The 18,167-nt window shown below is 60.1% G+C and carries 19 protein-coding genes and 1 pseudogene; 4 read left to right on the top strand and 16 right to left on the bottom strand.

What is annotated here, in order from left to right:
* The first annotated feature begins 6 nt into the window (after window positions 1-6).
* Genes B0B52_RS18155 through B0B52_RS18150 form a run of 3 tightly spaced genes read left to right on the top strand, consistent with a single transcriptional unit; the run spans window position 7 to window position 1,859 of the window.
* Complete coding sequence (locus B0B52_RS18155; RefSeq protein WP_077595083.1) at window positions 7-1,203, top strand: ribonucleotide-diphosphate reductase subunit beta; 1,197 nt, start codon at window positions 7-9, stop codon at window positions 1,201-1,203.
* Window positions 1,204-1,224: 21 nt separating this feature from the next.
* A complete protein-coding gene (locus B0B52_RS22525) occupies window positions 1,225-1,377 on the top strand; it encodes a hypothetical protein (protein ID WP_168173587.1) in 153 nt (50 codons plus the stop codon).
* Window positions 1,378-1,391: 14 nt separating this feature from the next.
* Complete coding sequence (locus B0B52_RS18150) at window positions 1,392-1,859, top strand: histone H1-like DNA-binding protein (RefSeq protein WP_077595082.1); 468 nt, start codon at window positions 1,392-1,394, stop codon at window positions 1,857-1,859.
* Window positions 1,860-1,988: 129 nt separating this feature from the next.
* On the opposite strand, the gene B0B52_RS18145 is transcribed toward B0B52_RS18150, so the two are convergent.
* The 9 genes and pseudogenes from B0B52_RS18145 to B0B52_RS18110 all read right to left on the bottom strand — a co-directional run bounded on the left by B0B52_RS18145 (window position 1,989) and on the right by B0B52_RS18110 (window position 8,752).
* A complete protein-coding gene (locus B0B52_RS18145) occupies window positions 1,989-2,891 on the bottom strand; it encodes a carbohydrate kinase family protein (protein ID WP_077595081.1) in 903 nt (300 codons plus the stop codon).
* A gap of 16 nt (window positions 2,892-2,907) precedes the next feature.
* On the bottom strand, window positions 2,908-3,714 hold the full coding sequence (locus B0B52_RS18140) for a DUF3426 domain-containing protein (RefSeq protein WP_254425764.1): 807 nt from the start codon (window positions 3,712-3,714) through the stop codon (window positions 2,908-2,910).
* 117 nt (window positions 3,715-3,831) lie between these two features.
* Window positions 3,832-3,936 (bottom strand): annotated as a pseudogene (locus B0B52_RS22780) (zinc-ribbon domain-containing protein); the annotation flags it as partial.
* Between the two features lie 67 nt (window positions 3,937-4,003).
* Window positions 4,004-4,987, bottom strand: coding sequence for a 50S ribosomal protein L11 methyltransferase (locus B0B52_RS18135; RefSeq protein WP_077595079.1), 984 nt, complete (start codon window positions 4,985-4,987; stop codon window positions 4,004-4,006).
* 136 nt (window positions 4,988-5,123) lie between these two features.
* Complete coding sequence (gene accC, locus B0B52_RS18130; RefSeq protein ID WP_077595078.1) at window positions 5,124-6,473, bottom strand: acetyl-CoA carboxylase biotin carboxylase subunit; 1,350 nt, start codon at window positions 6,471-6,473, stop codon at window positions 5,124-5,126.
* 7 nt (window positions 6,474-6,480) lie between these two features.
* Window positions 6,481-6,927, bottom strand: a complete 447-nt coding sequence (accB, locus tag B0B52_RS18125) for an acetyl-CoA carboxylase biotin carboxyl carrier protein (protein WP_077595077.1) — start codon at window positions 6,925-6,927, stop codon at window positions 6,481-6,483.
* 146 nt (window positions 6,928-7,073) lie between these two features.
* On the bottom strand, window positions 7,074-7,517 hold the full coding sequence (aroQ, locus tag B0B52_RS18120; protein WP_077595076.1) for a type II 3-dehydroquinate dehydratase: 444 nt from the start codon (window positions 7,515-7,517) through the stop codon (window positions 7,074-7,076).
* A 90-nt stretch (window positions 7,518-7,607) separates the two neighbouring features.
* Window positions 7,608-8,147 carry a TlpA disulfide reductase family protein gene (locus B0B52_RS18115; RefSeq protein WP_168173586.1) on the bottom strand — a complete coding sequence of 180 codons (540 nt, stop codon included), beginning with the start codon at window positions 8,145-8,147 and terminating at the stop codon, window positions 7,608-7,610.
* A complete protein-coding gene (locus B0B52_RS18110; RefSeq protein ID WP_254425760.1) occupies window positions 8,144-8,752 on the bottom strand; it encodes a hypothetical protein in 609 nt (202 codons plus the stop codon). The genes B0B52_RS18115 and B0B52_RS18110 overlap by 4 nt, the downstream gene beginning before the upstream one ends.
* Before the next feature lie 257 nt (window positions 8,753-9,009).
* Here B0B52_RS18110 and mpl point away from each other — a divergent pair, with 257 nt between their 5' ends.
* Window positions 9,010-10,431 (top strand): UDP-N-acetylmuramate:L-alanyl-gamma-D-glutamyl-meso-diaminopimelate ligase, encoded by a 1,422-nt coding sequence (gene mpl / locus B0B52_RS18105; protein ID WP_077595075.1) that lies wholly within the window; start codon window positions 9,010-9,012, stop codon window positions 10,429-10,431.
* Between the two features lie 67 nt (window positions 10,432-10,498).
* Here mpl and B0B52_RS18100 read toward each other — a convergent pair whose 3' ends face one another.
* The 7 genes from B0B52_RS18100 to rodA all read right to left on the bottom strand — a co-directional run bounded on the left by B0B52_RS18100 (window position 10,499) and on the right by rodA (window position 18,051).
* A complete protein-coding gene (locus B0B52_RS18100) occupies window positions 10,499-10,810 on the bottom strand; it encodes a hypothetical protein (protein WP_077595074.1) in 312 nt (103 codons plus the stop codon).
* A gap of 106 nt (window positions 10,811-10,916) precedes the next feature.
* On the bottom strand, window positions 10,917-11,936 hold the full coding sequence (locus B0B52_RS18095) for a hypothetical protein (protein WP_077595073.1): 1,020 nt from the start codon (window positions 11,934-11,936) through the stop codon (window positions 10,917-10,919).
* A gap of 129 nt (window positions 11,937-12,065) precedes the next feature.
* Entirely contained in the window at window positions 12,066-13,190 is a 1,125-nt protein-coding gene (locus tag B0B52_RS18090) for a 3-deoxy-7-phosphoheptulonate synthase (RefSeq protein ID WP_077595072.1), read from the bottom strand.
* Between the two features lie 380 nt (window positions 13,191-13,570).
* The gene (locus B0B52_RS18085) at window positions 13,571-14,143 is read right to left on the bottom strand and encodes a hypothetical protein (RefSeq protein WP_077595071.1); all 573 of its coding nucleotides are present in this window, start codon (window positions 14,141-14,143) and stop codon (window positions 13,571-13,573) included.
* 11 nt (window positions 14,144-14,154) lie between these two features.
* Complete coding sequence (gene tldD / locus B0B52_RS18080; protein ID WP_254425759.1) at window positions 14,155-15,693, bottom strand: metalloprotease TldD; 1,539 nt, start codon at window positions 15,691-15,693, stop codon at window positions 14,155-14,157.
* 128 nt (window positions 15,694-15,821) lie between these two features.
* Window positions 15,822-16,694 (bottom strand): NAD(P)-dependent oxidoreductase, encoded by an 873-nt coding sequence (locus B0B52_RS18075; protein ID WP_254425758.1) that lies wholly within the window; start codon window positions 16,692-16,694, stop codon window positions 15,822-15,824.
* 202 nt (window positions 16,695-16,896) lie between these two features.
* Window positions 16,897-18,051: a rod shape-determining protein RodA gene (rodA, locus tag B0B52_RS18065; RefSeq protein WP_077595067.1), complete on the bottom strand. Its 1,155-nt coding sequence runs from the start codon at window positions 18,049-18,051 to the stop codon at window positions 16,897-16,899.
* Window positions 18,052-18,167: the final 116 nt, after the last annotated feature.

The raw sequence follows: 18,167 nt of genomic DNA, 5'->3' as shown, positions 1-18,167 counted from the left end.
ACATCTATGTTGACCTGGGACGAAGAAGCTAAACCATCGTTGCAAAAATCTTTGACCAGCGGCCTTTCTGAAGGCCGCTCGATGGAGCTTCCGCCTCTTTCTTTGCAGCCCCATGCTGCACCGCGCATGCTGGACGACAGCGCGCTGACCTCTCCCACTCCCCGCGCAGCAGCAACACCCACTGCCCATCGCGTCAAGGCTGCCGACAAGCGGATCATCAACGGCCAGACCGATGTGAACCAGCTGGTGCCCTTCAAGTACAAGTGGGCTTGGGAAAAGTATCTGGCCAGCTGCGCCAATCACTGGATGCCGCAGGAAGTGAACATGACGCGCGACATCGCGCTCTGGAAAGACCCGAACGGCCTGACGGAAGATGAGCGCCGCCTGGTCAAGCGCAATCTTGGTTTCTTCGTCACTGCCGACTCGCTGGCAGCCAACAATATTGTGCTGGGTACCTACCGTCACATCACGGCGCCAGAATGCCGTCAATTCCTTCTGCGCCAGGCCTTTGAAGAAGCCATTCATACCCACGCCTACCAGTACATCACCGAGTCACTGGGCCTGGACGAAAGCGAAATTTTCAACGCCTACAACGAAGTGCAATCGATCAAGGACAAGGACCAGTTCCTGATTCCGTTCATTGATGCAATCTCCGATCCCAATTTCAAGACCGGAACTCAGGAAGCCGACCAGACACTGCTGAAGTCCCTGATAGTGTTTGCCTGTCTGATGGAAGGCCTGTTCTTCTACGTCGGTTTCACCCAGATCCTGGCGCTGGGCCGGCAGAACAAGATGACCGGCGCAGCCGAGCAATACCAGTACATCCTGCGCGACGAGTCCATGCACTGCAACTTCGGCATCGACCTGATCAATCAGCTCAAACTGGAAAATCCGATGCTCTGGACTGCCGAGTTCAAGGCCGAGATCAAGGCCCTGTTCATGAAGGCCGTCGAACTGGAATACCGTTACGCGGAGGACACCATGCCGCGCGGCGTGCTGGGCCTCAACGCCTCCATGTTCAAGGGTTATCTCCGTTACATTGCCAATCGCCGCGCTACGCAAATTGGCCTGGAAACGCTGTTTCCGAACGAGGAAAATCCATTCCCCTGGATGAGCGAGATGATTGACCTGAAAAAGGAACGCAATTTTTTTGAAACCCGCGTGATCGAGTACCAGTCCGGCGGTGCTCTTTCGTGGGATTGACAGGCACAACAAGATACAACAATGATTTCCAGACTTGCATTGACCAGCGACGCCACCGAAGAGTGCGCGTTGGGCTTTGCTCCCGTGTTCGCGGCGCTGGGCCCGGTTCGCCGACAGCCCAACGCCGTGAATCGCTTCGCGTACTCCAAACGTGAAGTGCTCTTTGCAATGTGATCAAGGAGAAAACTATGGCAACTGCGAAAAAACCTGCGGCTAAAAAAGCTGCTCCAAAGAAAGCCCCTGCGAAAAAAGTAGCGGCTAAGAAGGCTCCTGCGAAAAAAGCAGCAGCTAAAAAAGCCCCGGCCAAAAAAGCGCCAGCGAAAAAAGTAGCAGCTAAAAAAGCTCCTGCGAAAAAAGCGCCAGCGAAAAAAGCCCCGGCTAAAAAAGTAGCGGCCAAAAAGCCAGCTGCAAAAAAAGCTGCTGCGAAGAAGCCTGCTGCCAAGAAGGCTGCGAAAAAAGTAGCGAAAAAAGCACCGGCAAAGAAAAAAGCCGCTGCCAAAAAGCCTGCAGCCAAGAAAGCAGCGAAAAAGCCCGCTGCGAAGAAAGCCGCGAAAAAACCCGCTGCCAAAGCTCCTGCTGCTCCGGCTGCCCCTGCGGCTCAGACTACTCTGAACCCGCAAGCCGCTTGGCCGTTTCCGACTGCCAGCAAGCCGTAATCAGTAAGGCACTTGTGCTTGAAGCCCGACATCGCAAGATGCCGGGCTTTTTCTTTGGGCGAAGTGTTTTGAGACGACGCACTCAATCAGCTATCAAATTAATAGCTGTTCGCGTCCGTTGTTCGTGGGCTAGACGCCGATTTGGTCTGAATTCAGCGTGTAGTTCTGGCCACCGCGGAAAGCAATCTTATGGGCTCCGACGCGATTGCCAAGCTCAGCGCAGCGTGCCAGAGACCACCCCTGCTCCAGGCCGAACAGCAAGGCTCCCCGAAAAGCATCCCCGCATCCGGTAGGGTCCACCACCTCTTTGGCCGCCACTGGCTCCACCAGCGTTTTCTCCCCGTCAACCCAGACTTCGCAGCCCTGTGCCCCCAGTGTCACCACAAGGCCCTGCACCTGCCGGGAAATCTCGGCACAGGACTGACCAGTCCGGTCACAAAGCAGCTTGGCCTCGTAATCGTTGACAGTCACCCAGCTCGCCAGCTTCACAAAATGAGCGAGCTCCTTGCCGTCAAACATTGGCAGGCCCTGGCCGGGATCAAACACAAAAGGAATGCCGGCCGCCTTGAACTGTTCAGCGTGCTGCAGCATCGCGTCGCGCCCGTCCGGAGAGATGATGCCGATGTTGATGTCGGCGCGCGCCGCAATTTTTGTCATGTGCGCCTGGCCCATCGCACCCGGATGAAAAGCGGTGATCTGGTTATTGTCGCGGTCGGTCATGATCATGGCCTGGGCAGTGTAGGAGTCACTCACTTCGCGGACAAATTCGGTGCTGATGCCCAGTGTATTCAGGCGCGCCACATACTCGGCACCGTCGCTGCCGACGGTTGCCATGGGCAAGGGTGTGCCACCGAGCTGCCGCAGGCCGTAGGCGATGTTGCCGGCACAGCCGCCAAATTCCCGCCGCAACGCAGGTACCAAGAAGGACACATTGAGGATGTGCAATTGATCGGGCAGGATCTGCTCGGCAAAGCGCCCTTCGAAGGTCATGATGGTGTCAAAGGCCAGGGAACCACAAATTACAGCAGGCATGGAGATCTCAATTCAGTCAGGGATAAAAAGCAAGGACACGGTAGCCAGCAATGCGCAGCGGGCCGGCGGGTTTTGCTGCGGATGCCGCAGTGGGTACAGGAACCTCGGGCGGAACATTCAAAAGCCGGATGGTGGCAACGCCGGAAAATTCAGCGCCGGCGGCCAGTGTGGGAGCCTTGGCACCGAGTTCAATCGGTGTCAGCACGCGACGCAATTTGGCTTGGTCCTGCGTGTCGGTCAGGGTCAATTCGAGCGAAGGAAGCGCCAGTGTGATCGTGCCCGTGTTCTTGATGACCACATGGAGTCGATAAACATCCGTGGCCAGCTTGTTGAAGGATGAGCTTTCAATCACAACCGACTCGATCTGTTGCGGCGGCCTGATCTCGCAACGCAGAGTGGCACACAAAGCGTGCAGTGCCGGGCTGAGCCATGGCTGCGACATGGCGAAGGTGTTCCGCTGAAACACGGCGATCTGGAGCAACAGGACTGACAACAATACGAACGCTGCCAGACCGAGAGCCCAGCGCAATGCAGGCCGCCGCCAGAAGGCATCACGTCTGGCCTCGCGCACAAACGAGACCTCCTGAACATCGTGAAGTTCAGGTACTTCTGCCTCATCAAAGGCGCTTTCCCCACGCCTCGTTCGCTCGGCCGGCGCTACCACGCCGGAAAAATCTGACGGCTCCGGGCTTACGGAAAATGCAAACACATCAGCGGCGAGGTCAGGCGAGGGAGACACCTGAACTTCAGGCAGGGAAGCAGGTACCGCGAGGGAAGCGTTTTCCGCCTCAGGCTCCGGCTCAGCGGAAGGCGCCACCAGCATAGGGGCGACAGATTCAGTGCCGCTGGTCTCTTCTTTCAGTGCATCAGCAGCAGCTGGAAGGGGGGCGGGGGCAGTCTGGGAAACGTAAGGCTGCAAATTGGCGGCAGCATCGAAAACCTCAGAGCAATTCCCGCACCGCACCCACCCTTGGGAAATTCTGAGTTGGTCAGCCACGACTTTGAACATCGTGCCGCAAGCGGAACAGCGGGTAATCAGGCTCATTTAGGGCCTGATTGTAAATCGGCGGCTATCCAGGGTTTCGGATCGAGGCCACCCGCCATGCCACCGGTCACAGACGCGCGGTCATCAAAATCCAGCCATCTTCCCGGTCAGCTACTTCCAGCAGACAGTAAGGTGCATAAGCTGTTTTGAGCTCATCCGCCTGGCGCTCCAGGATACCGGCCAGCACCAACGCGCCGCCAGGGGCAACATGCGCGCACAACAGCGGCGCCAACACCTTGAGCGGCGTGGCCAGGATATTTGCCAGCACCGTGCGATAGGCGCCTTTGGCCTTGTCGGGCAGGCCGGCATTCAAGCTGACATGATTGGCTTCGGCATTGGCCTGCGTGGACTGCACTGCGGCCTCGTCGATATCCACTGCATCGATGTCGGAGGCGCCGAACTTGGCAGCACCAATGGCCAGGATGCCGGACCCACAGCCATAGTCGAGAACACGACCCAGAGGCATACGCCGGGGAGCCCCATCCGGTGGGACGGAATTTTCCGACGGGCCGCCCCTAGGAAAATTAGCCCCCTCGGGGGGCAGCGAGGACACGCCAGTGCCGAGCGTGGGGGCACCAGCTATCCAGCGCAAACACATGCGCGTCGTCGGATGTGTTCCTGTGCCAAAAGCAAGACCCGGATCCAGCCGAATCACCTGCCTGGCCTCTGCGGGAGGCTCATGCCAGGTCGGAACGATCCAGAACTCTGGCGTGATTTCTACCGGCGCGAACTGTGACTGCGTGAGGCGCACCCAGTCCTGCTCAGGGACCGGCTGAATGGCTACCAGCCGGCAGCCGGCAAAAAAGTCCTGCGCGGCCAGCACCGTTGCGGCATCTCGCGCAGCAGCCTCGTCCGAAAATAACGACACCACACGGGAGCGCTCCCAGCCCGCTTTCGGCGGCGGCATGCCGGGCTCGCCGAACAAGGCCTGTTCGGCAGGCGTCTGGGCATCAGCGTCTTCCACCGACACGCTGAGCGCGTCCAGCGCATCGAGCGCGTCGCTGAGCTCCTCGACCTGCGCCACCGGCGCCAACAGGATCAGTTCAAACATGATGTATCGCCTCGATGAGAAAGCGCGGTTGCCAAATACTCTTATTCAAGCCGGGGCCGCGGAACCGGCTTCGCCGGGCCGCAGGCGCAGCGGCCCCCTCGGGGCAGCGCACTACGCGAAGCGAGAAGCGTGGGGGCTAACGATCACGTTTTGACAGCCACTCTTCGAGGTAGTGGATGTTGGTGCCGCCATCCATGAATTTGGCGTCGACCATCAGCTCGCGATGCAGCGGAATGTTGGTGTTGATTCCCTCGACCACGGTTTCGGCCAGCGCCGTGCGCATGCGGGCGAGTGCCTGCTCGCGCGTATCACCGTGAACAATGATCTTGCCCACCATGGAGTCATAGTTCGGCGGCACAAAGTAGTTGGCGTAAATATGCGAGTCCACGCGCACACCCGGCCCGCCCGGCATATGCCAGGTGGTAATGCGCCCCGGCGATGGAACAAACTTGTACGGGTCTTCCGCGTTGATGCGGCATTCAATCGCGTGCCCCTTGATTTCAATCTGACGCTGGGTGAAGGGCAGTTTTTCGCCCGCGGCGACCTGAATCTGCGTTCTGACGATGTCGACGCCAGTCACCCATTCGGTCACCGGGTGCTCCACCTGAACCCGCGTGTTCATCTCAATAAAGTAGAACTCGCCGTTTTCATAGAGGAACTCGAAAGTCCCGGCGCCGCGGTAGCCGATCTTCTTGACGGCGGCGACGCAGCGTTCGCCAATACGCTCGATCAGCTTGCGCGGAACGCCGGGGGCAGGCGCCTCTTCGATGACTTTCTGATGGCGGCGTTGCATGGAGCAGTCACGCTCGCCCAGCCAGACGGCATTCTTGTGCTGGTCGGCCAGGATCTGGATTTCAATATGGCGCGGGTTCTGCAGGAATTTTTCCATGTAGACCTCGGGGTTGCCAAAGGCAGCGCCCGCTTCGGCCTTGGTGGTCTGTACTGCATGCAGCAGTGCCGCCTCGGTGTGCACCACCCGCATGCCGCGTCCACCGCCGCCGCCCGCCGCCTTGATGATGACGGGGTAGCCGACCTGCTTGGCGGTGCGCTTGATCACCGCAGCGTCATCGGGCAAGGCGCCTTCGGAGCCAGGCACGCAAGGAACACCAGCCTTGATCATGGTCTGCTTGGCCGAGACTTTGTCACCCATGATGCGGATCGATTCCGGCGTTGGACCTATGAACTTGAAGCCGCTTTTCTCAACACGTTCGGCAAAGTCGGCGTTTTCACTCAGAAAACCGTAGCCAGGGTGGATGGCTTCTGCGTCCGTTACTTCGGCGGCCGAAATGATGGCCGGCATGTTGAGGTAACTCTGTGCCGAAGGTGCGGGACCGATGCAGACCGATTCGTCGGCCAGCTTGATGTACTTGGCCTCGCGGTCAGCCTCCGAATAAACCATAACCGCCTTGACGCCGAGCTCCCGGCAGGCGCGCTGGATGCGAAGTGCGATTTCGCCGCGGTTGGCGATCAGTATCTTTTTGAACATGCAGCGATCACTCGATCATGAAGAGCGGTTGTCCATATTCCACCGCCTGACCGTTTTCGCAAAGGATGCGGGTGACGGTGCCGGACTTGTCGGCTTCAATTTCGTTGAGAATTTTCATCGCCTCAATGATGCAGATGGTCTCGCCTTCCTTGACCTGGCTGCCCACCTCGACATATGCCTTCGCCCCCGGGCTGGAAGAACGGTAAAAGGTGCCGACCATAGGCGACTTGACGGCATGACCGGCCGGTGCCGCCTCTGCGGACGTAGCCGGCACACCGGCAACAGGAGCTGCCGCAACGGGCGCAGGCGCCATGGCCACTGGGGCTTGCATCACCATGGGCACCCCACCGGACTTGACAATACGCACCTTGCCCTCGGCCTCGGTGATCTCCAGTTCCGACACATTCGACTCCGAGACAAGGTCAATCAGGGTCTTGAGTTTTCTTAAATCCATGGTTTCTCCAACGACAGTGGACGCCTTTGGGTGGCATCTCTCTGAGATTTTTCAGTCGAAAAGTCTATAAACGGTTTACCTTGATTTGTATCCAAGCTCCGCTTTGTACACCCTTCAGCGCTTAAAAGTCAGTTAATTTTGTTAATTCAGGCAGTTTTAGCCAGACGCGAAATGGCGAAGTCTACCGCATAGCCATAACCCGCAGAACCGAAACCAGCCATCACAGCCTCGGCAAGATCGGAAAAATACGAGTGATGCCGAAAGGCTTCGCGCCTGTGCACATTGGAAAGATGCACTTCGACGAATGGAATGGCCACTCCGGCCAGCGCATCACGAATTGCCACGCTGGTATGGGTAAAGGCCGCCGGGTTGATCACAATGAACTGGGTACCGTCGGTCCGCGCCTGCTGGATGCGGTCAACGATCAAGCCCTCATGATTACTTTGAAAGGTTTGAAGGAGAAATCCGCGATCTGCTCCTAATTTAACCAAATTTTCATTAATTTGATCCAACGTTGTAGAACCGTAAATTTGCGGTTCGCGCGTCCCAAGCAGGTTCAGGTTGGGGCCGTGCAATACAAGTATGCTCATTTGACGCTCTCTCCTTCCGGTCGGTGCCCGGGCAAGGACGAACTTTAACCCAGAACCAGACCCCTGCAAGGCCTTGACAAACAACGCCAGTCAGGCCAGTCCAGCCCATTGCGCCAGGTCTTCTGGCGAGACTTTTCCACTTCTTCGATGCAACAACCGGCCGGAAGCACCAAAAACCACCGTGAACGGCAGTGATCCTGACAAATTACCCAGCGATTTGCTGAGCTCGGTACCCCCAAAGCCCGCCATCAGCACCGGAAAAGCCAGCGGTTTGCGCTGCAGCCAGCCGCGGACAGCACCGGGCTGGTCCACAGCCAATCCCACCACTTGCCAGCTTTTAAGTTTGTTTTCACGGTAGAAGCTGTCAAGAAGAGGCAATTCCTCCACGCAGGGCGGACACCATGTTGCCCAGAAATTGACGAGCAGCGGGCGTCCGTGGAAGGAGTTCATTGCCACGCTGGCACCGTCAGGTGTCTCGAAAGACTGCCCCCAGAAAGAATCCGGCAAAGGTGTTGAGCCCGCCTCGCCGTCCGCTTGACCGTGGGGTTGAAACTGCTGCCACGCCACCCCGGCACCCGCCAGGGCAGCGGCTGTAGCCACGCCGCCAAGCATCACCTGCCTGCGATTCATGAAGAGGACTCCCGACTGGACATCAGCAATTTTTGCACGTCGGCCAGGTCCCCACGCGGTTTGCGGCCTTTGGCATCGGGTCGCAAGGCGCCGCGCAGCTGGTCGTGGTCGTACACCATCAGGTGCACGACCACGGTCTCCTGAAGGGGTTTGCACAGGCTGCGCAAGCTCAATGCCTCGACATTGCTGCCGGTGAAGCCGGTGACCGTGCGCGGTTCGTAGTCCACGTTGTGCTCAATCAGCGCAATTTCGGCGGATTTGGGGTCATCGCAAAAAAGCTGGATATAGATGTCGGACAGGCGAGTGGCCGTGCCGTGCCAGACGGCGCCGCCCAGGTAGGGACGAAACTGCGCCATGCGTGTCATCCAGGTCAGCGCCAGTTCGCGCAGGGCGGCCAGTTCGGCCGGCTGAGTGTCGGCGCAGAAGAGCGCAATGTATTCGCGGACGGCGTCCTCCACCTCGTCGTTTCCCGGAAGCTCGCTGCGCTGGGGCAGGTTCATCTGCTTGACGGCACGATGTTTGGCCGGGCCGTACTCCAGCCCCTCTTCCACCACCAGCGCGGCAGCGGTGGCGGCAATTTCCAGTTTCAGGGTGGTCGGGTTCAAGGGAGTTCTCGGAAAAAGCTGCCCAATGCAGGCAAGCTGTCGATTTTGCACGGATTGACTTGGCGCCCACCCGAAAGTTGCAGACAGCAGCCCCGGTGACGGCGGATCAAAACGATTCACCCCATGGTTGCTACAAAATAAATAGCATGTTTTGACCGGTACTCAAGGGCTGGAGACTGATTTCGTTCAAAAAATGTGTAAAAAGACCCGCAACGGGCCGAAGCGGGAATGGGCAGCCACCCTCCTAGAATATCCCCATGCACATACATATTCTGGGAATTTGCGGCACCTTCATGGGCGGCCTGGCGGCTCTGGCACGTGAGGCCGGACACAAGGTGACCGGTTGCGACACCGGGGTCTATCCCCCCATGAGTGATCAGCTGCGCGCGCTGGGCATCGAGCTGACTGAAGGTTATGCCGCCGACCAGCTGGCTTTTTCGCCGGATGTCTTTGTGGTGGGTAACGTGGTGTCGCGCGCGCATGACGCCAGTGGCAAACCCCGGTACCCGTTGATGGAAGCCATTCTCGATGCCGGCTTACCCTACACCAGCGGCCCCCAGTGGTTGTCCGGCCATGTGCTGCATCACCCTACCCACCATGCCACCGGCCCACGCCATGTGCTCGCCGTGGCAGGCACCCACGGCAAAACCACCACGACGGCCATGCTGACCTGGATTCTGGAATGCGCCGGCCTGCAGCCGGGCTTTCTGGTGGGCGGTGTACCGCTCAATTTCGGTGTGTCTGCCCACCTGGGTGCCGGCAACACCTTTGTGATCGAGGCAGACGAATACGACACCGCGTTTTTCGACAAGCGCAGCAAGTTTGTCCACTACCGGCCCCGCACGGCCATCCTGAACAACCTTGAGTTCGACCACGCCGATATCTTTGACGACCTGGCTGCCATTGAGCGCCAGTTTCACCACCTGGTGCGCACAGTACCCAGCTCTGGCCGGCTGGTGGTCAATGCCCGCGAAGAAAGCCTGGCCCGGGTGCTGGCCCAAGGCTGCTGGAGTGAGCGTGTACTCTTCGGAGGCTCCTTGGCTGAAGGTTTTTCAGCCCAGGGCGAACCCGCAGCTTTCGACGTGCTCAAGGACGGCCGAAAAGTCGCCCGCGTCGAGTGGGCCATCAGCGGCGTGCACAATCAGCTGAATGCGCTGGCCGCCATCGCTGCCGCAGAACATGTCGGGGTCGCGCCGCAGGCGGCTGCTGAGGCCCTGGGCAGCTTTGAAAATGTCAGGCGCCGTATGGAAGTACGCGGCGTGGTGGCGCGCGACGGGGGCAAGATCACCGTGTACGACGACTTTGCACACCATCCGACGGCCATCCACACCACCATCGACGGCCTGCGGCGTCAGCTGAACAGCCAAAGCGGTGGCCAGCGCATCCTGGCCATCTTCGAGCCGCGTAGCAACACCATGAAGCTGGGAACGATGACGGCGCAATTACCGTGGAGCCTGGAGCAGGCGGACCTTTCGTTTTGCCACGCAGGCGGACTCGACTGGGATGCCCGGGCTGCGCTGGCACCCATGGGTGAACGTGCGCAGGTGGCGGACAACCTCGACCAGCTGGTGCTCCAGGTCAAGGCGGCTGCCAGACCTGGCGATCATTTGCTGTGCATGAGCAACGGAGGCTTTGGCGGCATTCACGCCCGGTTGCTGGATACGCTGCGGGTTGGTTAATGCTATTATTTTTATAGCTAATGGCGCTCGAATTCATTGGACAAAAGGCCAAAATCATCCATAAGAGTTAGTAACTGAGACTCATCGCCCCTATGTCGATGTGAATCACCGGCTTGGCCAATGAGGCGCTGGCGGCACGCGCAAAAGCCTGGGCCCACGCGGCATCGGCAAACTGCTGCGGACCCGCCGCCTGCGCCACGACCAGCACCTTGTCGGCCATCAACAGCTTGCCGGTCGGCCGAAGTGGCTCGCAACCCATCTGTGTAAATTGTCCATCGAGCCACGCCCTCGCAGCGTCGTGGGGCATGGGTTGAACCTCGTTGAGGTCCACGCGCACGGGTGGGCTGTTTTGAAAGGCGACGGTAACTTCGCTGCGCATGGCGGCTCCGGTGTCAAGGTGAATGCACCAGCATGCAGGCCACCGGAGCATCCGGCAATCCTCTAAAACCCGTGCTCACGCGCTACGGGTTTTGCCCATTTTCTTTCTATTTGCGGCCCAGCTGAGCCGGAGCGGTCAGATCCCGTATGGGCATCGCGCCCACAGGCGGAGAAACCTGCAACGGCGGGGTCAACCTGTTCTGTTTCCTGCCGGGCAGGCTGTCTTCGTCGCTTCCAGAAAAAGCGGCCGTACCGGCCTTGTCCTGCGTCGTGGTCACCGAACCGGCGAAATACAGGCTGGCCAGGTCCCGTCCCAGCTGGCTGGGGGCCAGACCGGTGCGCCGCTGAAGGGCGTCAAAATCCCCTCCCGCCACAGACAACTCGCGCAAAAGCAGCAATTGCGAGTCCTTGAGCCAACGTGCAGGCACTGCCGGCGAGTGGCGAAAATAAACCGCTTTGCTGCGATAACGCGGGGGCAACACGTCGCGCTCGGTCCGCTGGGCGTAAATCCAGCGCAGTTGGGTCAGGCTGCTGCGCACAAAATGGCCGGGGATGTCGTGCGCCTCCAACGGCCGCCTGTCCCACTGGGCCAGCTCAAAGTCGACCGGTTCAGCCTTGCGCGCTATGCCGATGCGCCACTCGTGAAAGTCCATCACGGCCAGCAATGTGCTCTTGTTACTGACGTGGTAAATGCCGGGAAGCAGCTCACGCTCGCGCGCAATCAGTTGTCCGCCCAGCACAAATTGCGAACGCAGAGGCCGCAGCCAGTTCTCAAACTGCTGCAGCACTTTGTGAAGGCTCGCGCCCGAGTTCAGGTCGAACGTGTGTTTGGGATCAAATTCACTGGAAGCCAGCGGCAACGAGAAAGCAATCGGGCGATCCACCTCTTCCAGATCCAGTTGCACCGTGCGCTCGGTCGGCAATCCGGCCAGGATTTTCAGGGTATTGGCGCCCACCAGGCGGCATTTTTCGCCGCTGACCAGCCAGGCATCGGCTTCCGCGAAAGGGCTGACGCGCCACAGCGGCCCGCCTTTCGGAAGCTGCCCCAGCAGCAAATTGAGAGGCTCTCGCTGCTCCGGGGTAAAACCGGCCAGCCCCAGCCAGAGAATGGGTTGCTCAGAAGACATGATGCTTTCAGGGAACGCGTATTTTTGTGTGCCAGGAACAAAAACGTCCCATGGAGCATGTCCGTAACGGCTATTAACAATCTAGCATTAAATGGTTGGCACGCCATCCCCAATATAGGGGAGAACCCTTTATTGCGCACGTCTGGCTTTGACCGACTCCGACAACACGTCCAACAAGTTGAGCGAATCATCCCAGCTCAGGCAGGCATCCGTGATGCTTTTTCCGTATTCGAGCTGACTGGCCTTGTCCTTGCCCGGTGTGAATTTTTGTGCGCCGGGCTGCAGATGGCTTTCAACCATCAGGCCAAACACCTGGCGGGATCCTCCGGCCACCTGGGCGGCGATGTCACGCGCCACATCCAGTTGTTTTTCATGCTGTTTGGAGCTGTTGGCATGGCTGCAATCGACCATCAGGGTGGCTGGCAGCTTGGCCGCCTCCAGCTCTTTGCAGGCCGCGCCCACACTGGCTGCATCGTAGTTGGGCGTCTTGCCGCCGCGCAGGATCACATGGCAGTCCCGGTTGCCGTTCGTCTGCACGATGGCCACCTGGCCGTTTTTATGCACCGACAGGAAATGGTGGCCGCGGGCTGCCGCCTGGATCGCATCGGTGGCAATCCGGATGTTGCCATCGGTGCCATTTTTAAAACCAATCGGCGCCGAGAGTCCTGATGCCAGTTCGCGGTGCACCTGGCTTTCGGTGGTGCGCGCGCCGATGGCGCCCCAGGCGATCAGGTCGCCGATGTACTGTGGCGAAATCACGTCAAGAAACTCGCTGCCGGCCGGCAGGCCCAGGCGATTGATGTCGATCAGCAATTGACGGGCAATGCGCAGTCCTTCGTCGATGCGGTAGGTTTCGTCGAGATAGGGATCATTGATCAGCCCTTTCCAGCCCACGGTGGTGCGTGGTTTCTCGAAGTAAACACGCATCACGATCTCCAGCGTGTCGGCGTATTTTTCACGCTGCACCACCAGCCGGCGCGCGTACTCCAGGGCAGCCGCAGGATCATGAATGGAGCACGGGCCGATGACCACCAACAGGCGGTCGTCCTTGCCCGCCATGATGCGGTGAATATTGCCGCGCGTCCGGGTGATCAGCGACTCAACGGCCGTTCCGCTGATCGGGAAGAAACGGATTAAATGCTCTGGCGGGGGCAACACTGTGATGTCCTTGATGCGTTCGTCGTCGGTCTGGCTGGTTTTATCGACGGGGCTCGCATACCAGGCATCGCTGGTTGAGGTGGCTTTTGCATTCATGGCTGGCTTCCTTTTCTGAACTTCAACAATCACATCGGTATTTCGGTATCCGGCAGGGCAAAAAAAAACCGCCGGGCATCCGGCGGTTTTCAAGAATCTGTTGCGTATTTATCAGCTACGCGAGGATCTCTCTACCGCCGGAGGCGCTTGAGAACCAAAAGTAAGCAAAATAAAACTTTGCGGCTGACATGGCTGAAATGTAGCACAGCAGCCGGGTCATGGATTTTTTGACGGCCCAAGCCTCGGTGAGCCAATCGCGGGAAGAGCATCCTCTCTTGCAAGCCAGGGCCGCGGAACCGGCTTAGCCGGGCCGCAGGCGCAGCGGCCCCCTCGGGGGGGGGCAGGGAGCTACACGCAGTGAGCGACCGTGGGGGCCACACTCAGCCCCGCAGGCGCTCCCACCAGCTTTTGGCCCGCCTGACGCGCGCATCCTCCAGCACGCCGGCGGTCGAGTCGCTTGCGTCTCCACCGGCGAGCTGCTCATACATGTCGATCAGCAGCATGCCTTCGCCCAAAGTCCGCCATCCCACCAGTTCAAAGTCTTCAAAACTGATGGCTTGCGGCGTCGGGCTTGACCGGCCTTGGGGGGCAGCTGCGAGCAGCCACTGACCAATCAAGACCCGAAAATTGTTCAGGGCGGCCAGGTAGGACGCATACTCGTACAGACCACGCCAGGCCGGTGACAGTGCAATGACCAGCGCGCGGTGCTCGCGCAGAATGGTCATCAGGTCCATCAGCGCCGGCGCCTGCGCTGCTGGATCGGCTTCACTCTTGAGGCCGTTCAGCACAGCCTCAATACGGGCAGCCAGCCCACCCAAGCCGTCGGCCAGTTGCAGCAACTCCTCGTCGGCCATGGCCGAACGCAGAAAATGGCTCAGCTCGCCAAAACTGTGAATGCTGGGAAGCTGGGTGGTCGGGTCAATCGCCAGACGTGGGCCAGTTGCTTCTCCCATATTTTCCCCCGTCAGGCCGTGCCGCCCACGGTCAACCCATCAATGCGCAAGGTCGGTTGCCCCACACCCACCGGGACGCTCTGGCCTTCCTTGCCGCAGGTGCCGACGCCACTGTCGAGTTGCATGTCGTTGGCAATCATCGTCACGCGGGTCAACGCATCGGGGCCATTGCCGACAATCGTCGCACCCTTGACCGGGTACAAAATCTTGCCGTTTTCCACCCAGAAAGCTTCGCTCGCCGAAAACACGAACTTGCCCGAGGTGATGTCGACCTGACCGCCGCCGAAGTTGGTGGCGTACAGGCCCTTTTTGATGCTGGCGACAATTTCTTCCGGTGCCTTGTCGCCGCCCAGCATGTAGGTATTGGTCATGCGCGGCATGGGCACATGGGCATAACTTTCGCGGCGGCCGTTGCCCGTGGGCTTGACGCCGGACAGGCGCGCGTTGAGAGAGTCCTGGATATAACCTTTGAGGATGCCGTCCTCGATCAATACATTGCGCTGGCTGGCATGGCCTTCGTCATCGACGTTGAGCGAGCCGCGGCGGTCGGCAATCGTGCCGTCGTCTAGTACAGTGACGCCCTTGGCCGCCACGCGCTCGCCGATACGCCCGGAAAACGCGCTGGAGCCCTTGCGATTGAAGTCACCTTCCAGCCCGTGGCCAATGGCTTCGTGCAGCAGGATGCCGGGCCAGCCGGGACCAAGCACCACGGTCATCTCGCCGGCCGGGGCCGGCCGCGCCTCGAGGTTCGACAGGGCAGCCTTGACGGCGTCATTGACGTATTCATTGATTTGCGCTTCGTCGAAATAAGCCAGGCCAAAACGGCCGCCGCCGCCGCCAGAGCCCATTTCACGGCGGCTCACGCCAGCGACTTTTTTCTCGGCAATCACCGTCACGGAAAGACGCACCAGCGGACGCACATCAGCGGCCAGCGTGCCGTCGGCGCGCGCCACCATCACCACGTCGTATTCGCTGGCCAAACCGGCCATGACCTGAACAATGCGCGGGTCTTTGGCCTTGGCCAGTTCTTCAACTTTTTCAAGCAGCTTGACCTTGGCCGTGCTGTCCAGCGTGGCAATCGGGTCCATGTCCTTGTACAGCGACCGGCTGGGCGCTACCTTGCGGGACGCTACCTTGACCCGCCCCGCGCGCGTGGCAGCAGAAATGGTGCGCACGGTACGCGCCGCGTCGAGCAGCGAGGCCTCCGAGATGTCGTCCGAATAGGCAAACGCGGTTTTTTCACCGCTGACGGCGCGCACACCGACGCCCTGATCGATGCTGAAGGAGCCCGTCTTGACGATGCCCTCTTCCAGGCTCCAGCCTTCGCTGCGGGTGTATTGAAAATACAGGTCGGCATCGTCGACGCCATAAGAAGTGATCTCTCCCAACGCCCGGCTCAGATGCGCCTCCGTCAACCCGAAAGGAGCGAGCAACAACTTTTGTGCAATGCCCAACCGCTCGGATGTCGCATCGGAGTTGGGTCGGGCGTTGGATACAGAAGCAGGCGCAGTCTTGCGGGTCGAGGCCGGCGAGGATTTGAGTAAGGTCATGGTCTCATTGTAGGCAGTCTGCCCCCAACTGCGTCCCCGCAAAGCTTCTGCACGTCGCAGCCGCTATTTGCCCGGGAAACCGGCCCGGCCATCCAGGCGGATGGCCCGTGACGCAGTGCAGCAAGAAGCTAGCGTTCCGCCAGGTATTTGAAGATGGCAGCGTCGTCCAGTCCGCCCAATCCCGCCTGGCGGGCATCGGCAAAAATCTGGCTGGCCCGCGCACCCAGCGGGCCCTCGAAGCCGGCGGCGCCGGCGGCTGCAACGGCCAGGCGGGTGTCTTTTTCAAGCAGGGTCACATGGGCACGCGGCTCGTAATCGGCCGCCAGCGCGCGCCGCATGCGATCAGAACCTATCCAGCTTTGCCCGCTGGATTGCTCGATCACGTCCAGCGTACGGCCCAGGTCCAGCCCCAGGCGCCCAGCCAGAGCCAGCACCTCGGCCGCACCCACGAGATTGATACCTGCCAGCAGGTTGTTAACCAGCTTGGTACGCGCACCATCGCCCGGCCTTTCGCTGATACGAAACAGCTTGCTGGACAAGGCTTGCAGCAAAGCGGCCTGAGCCTGGTACACCGGTTCAGCACAAGCCACCATCAGGCTCATGGAGCCATCCCGCGCACGCGCCGGACCACCCGACATGGGCGCATCCACCGTGTACACACCCAAAGCGGCAAGGCGGCTCGCAAAACCCTCGACATCCTGCGGCGAGATCGTCGGGCACAACACCACGGTATGGCCGGGCTGAAGCATTCCAGCCAGCCCTTGTTGGCCGAACAGCACCTCTTCGGTCTGGGCCGCATCCACCACGCAAACAATAAATACTATTGAATCAGGAGCAGCCTGCGCAGGAGCGGTAAGGGCTACAGCGCCTTTTTCTTGTAAATCTGCGACCTTGACCGGATCAATGTCACAAACACTCACCGGCCACCCGCGCGCCAGCAGGTTGGCAGCCATGGCACCGCCCATGTTGCCAACGCCAATGATGGTGACTGTGGGCCTCAAGTTGACGCCTCAGCGGCGCTACCAGCGAGCATGCCTGGAAGTTTCGGCGTCTTCGCAGTCCTTCGCCTTGTCGATCCCCGCCTTGCGGGGCTTCGGCGCAGCGCCCGTGCCAGCGCAGCTGCACAGCGAAGCCGAAGCACTGCAGCGCCTCCACTGCGCCCGTTCCGGGGCGCGACGTTCCGGCGCTGCCTCGCCAGGAGGCTCATGACTGCACCAGACGCTTGGCCTTGGAGATCGACATCAGGATCCCGACGGCAAAGCCCAGGGTCACCATGGCGGTGCCGCCGTAGCTGATGAACGGCAAAGGCACGCCCACCACCGGCAGGATGCCGCTGACCATGCCCATGTTGACAAAGGCGTAGGTGAAGAAAATCATGGTGACCGCCCCCGCCAGCAGCCGCGCAAACAGCGTGGGTGCTTCCACCGCGATGACCAGGCCCCGGAAAATCAGGAAGATGAAACCGGCGATGAGAGCAAGGTTTCCGACCAGTCCGAACTCTTCGGAATAGGCGGCAAAAATGAAGTCGGTGGTGCGCTCGGGAATGAACTCGAGGTGGGTCTGTGTGCCCTGCATGAAGCCCTTGCCCAGAATCCCACCCGAGCCGATGGCGATCATGCCCTGGATGATGTGAAAACCCTTGCCCAGCGGGTCCCGGGTCGGGTCCAGCAGCGTGCAGATGCGCTGCTGCTGGTAGTCGTGCAGCACGGGCCAGCGCACGCCGTCGGCACACAGCTGCGGCTCGAACCAGACCACCAGAAAGATACCGGCCAGCCCCAGCAGGGCCGGGGGCGCAATCAGCTTCCAGCTCAGCCCGGCGAAAAAAATCACGGCCAGTCCGGCGGCCAGAACGAGCAGCGACGTCCCCAGGTCGGGCTGCTTCATGATCAGCCCCACCGGCATCACCAGCAACAGGCAAGCCACCACAAAATCCAGCGGCCGCAACTGGCCCTCGCGCTTCTGGAACCACCAGGCCAGCATCAGCGGCATGGCGATTTTCAGGATCTCGCTGGGCTGGATCACGATGCCCAGGTTGATCCAGCGCCTGGCGCCTTTTTTGGTGATGCCAAAAATAGCCACCGCCACCAGCAAGGCCACACCCACCACATACATGGGTACCGCAAAAGCCATCAGGCGCTGCGGCGGGATCTGCGCCACAACAAACATGATGGCGCCCGCAATCAGCATGTTGCGGCCATGGTCCACGAAACGGGTTCCGTGGTCGAAACCCGACGAATACATGATCAACAAGCCCGCGCTGGCCAGCAAAAAAACAGCAAACGCCAACGGACCATCAAAGCCCTGAAACATCGGGGCGGCGCGCTGAAAAATAGAGGGTTTGTCGAAAACGGCGGACATGAGGGGGGATTATCTGCCAGCTGGTGCTGGCGGGGTCCTCAATTCCAAGTTACCCCCGCGTCACGCTCCGTTCCCGGTTTGCGTAGGGCAGTAGGCGTAACTCCCCACTCCCACCC

The organism is Polaromonas sp. A23 (assembly GCF_002001015.1).
GTDB lineage: Bacteria > Pseudomonadota > Gammaproteobacteria > Burkholderiales > Burkholderiaceae_C > Polaromonas.
The sequence above is the reverse complement of the archived record's forward strand: the minus strand, read 5'-3'. Positions and strand labels throughout refer to the sequence as shown.

What these genes read in the sequence shown, in the direction of transcription:
- B0B52_RS18155 (WP_077595083.1), top strand. Translation starts at nt 7, where the DNA reads ATGTTGACCTGGGACGAAGAAGCTAAACCATCGTTGCAAAAATCTTTG.
- B0B52_RS22525 (WP_168173587.1), top strand. Translation starts at nt 1,225, where the DNA reads ATGATTTCCAGACTTGCATTGACCAGCGACGCCACCGAAGAGTGCGCG.
- B0B52_RS18150 (WP_077595082.1), top strand. Translation starts at nt 1,392, where the DNA reads ATGGCAACTGCGAAAAAACCTGCGGCTAAAAAAGCTGCTCCAAAGAAA.
- B0B52_RS18145 (WP_077595081.1), bottom strand. Translation starts at nt 2,891, where the DNA reads ATGCCTGCTGTAATTTGTGGTTCCCTGGCCTTTGACACCATCATGACC.
- B0B52_RS18140 (WP_254425764.1), bottom strand. Translation starts at nt 3,714, where the DNA reads ATGCTGGTGGCGCCTTCCGCTGAGCCGGAGCCTGAGGCGGAAAACGCT.
- B0B52_RS18135 (WP_077595079.1), bottom strand. Translation starts at nt 4,987, where the DNA reads ATGTTTGAACTGATCCTGTTGGCGCCGGTGGCGCAGGTCGAGGAGCTC.
- accC (WP_077595078.1), bottom strand. Translation starts at nt 6,473, where the DNA reads ATGTTCAAAAAGATACTGATCGCCAACCGCGGCGAAATCGCACTTCGC.
- accB (WP_077595077.1), bottom strand. Translation starts at nt 6,927, where the DNA reads ATGGATTTAAGAAAACTCAAGACCCTGATTGACCTTGTCTCGGAGTCG.
- aroQ (WP_077595076.1), bottom strand. Translation starts at nt 7,517, where the DNA reads ATGAGCATACTTGTATTGCACGGCCCCAACCTGAACCTGCTTGGGACG.
- B0B52_RS18115 (WP_168173586.1), bottom strand. Translation starts at nt 8,147, where the DNA reads ATGAATCGCAGGCAGGTGATGCTTGGCGGCGTGGCTACAGCCGCTGCC.
- mpl (WP_077595075.1), top strand. Translation starts at nt 9,010, where the DNA reads ATGCACATACATATTCTGGGAATTTGCGGCACCTTCATGGGCGGCCTG.
- B0B52_RS18100 (WP_077595074.1), bottom strand. Translation starts at nt 10,810, where the DNA reads ATGCGCAGCGAAGTTACCGTCGCCTTTCAAAACAGCCCACCCGTGCGC.
- B0B52_RS18095 (WP_077595073.1), bottom strand. Translation starts at nt 11,936, where the DNA reads ATGTCTTCTGAGCAACCCATTCTCTGGCTGGGGCTGGCCGGTTTTACC.
- B0B52_RS18090 (WP_077595072.1), bottom strand. Translation starts at nt 13,190, where the DNA reads ATGAATGCAAAAGCCACCTCAACCAGCGATGCCTGGTATGCGAGCCCC.
- B0B52_RS18085 (WP_077595071.1), bottom strand. Translation starts at nt 14,143, where the DNA reads ATGGGAGAAGCAACTGGCCCACGTCTGGCGATTGACCCGACCACCCAG.
- tldD (WP_254425759.1), bottom strand. Translation starts at nt 15,693, where the DNA reads ATGACCTTACTCAAATCCTCGCCGGCCTCGACCCGCAAGACTGCGCCT.
- rodA (WP_077595067.1), bottom strand. Translation starts at nt 18,051, where the DNA reads ATGTCCGCCGTTTTCGACAAACCCTCTATTTTTCAGCGCGCCGCCCCG.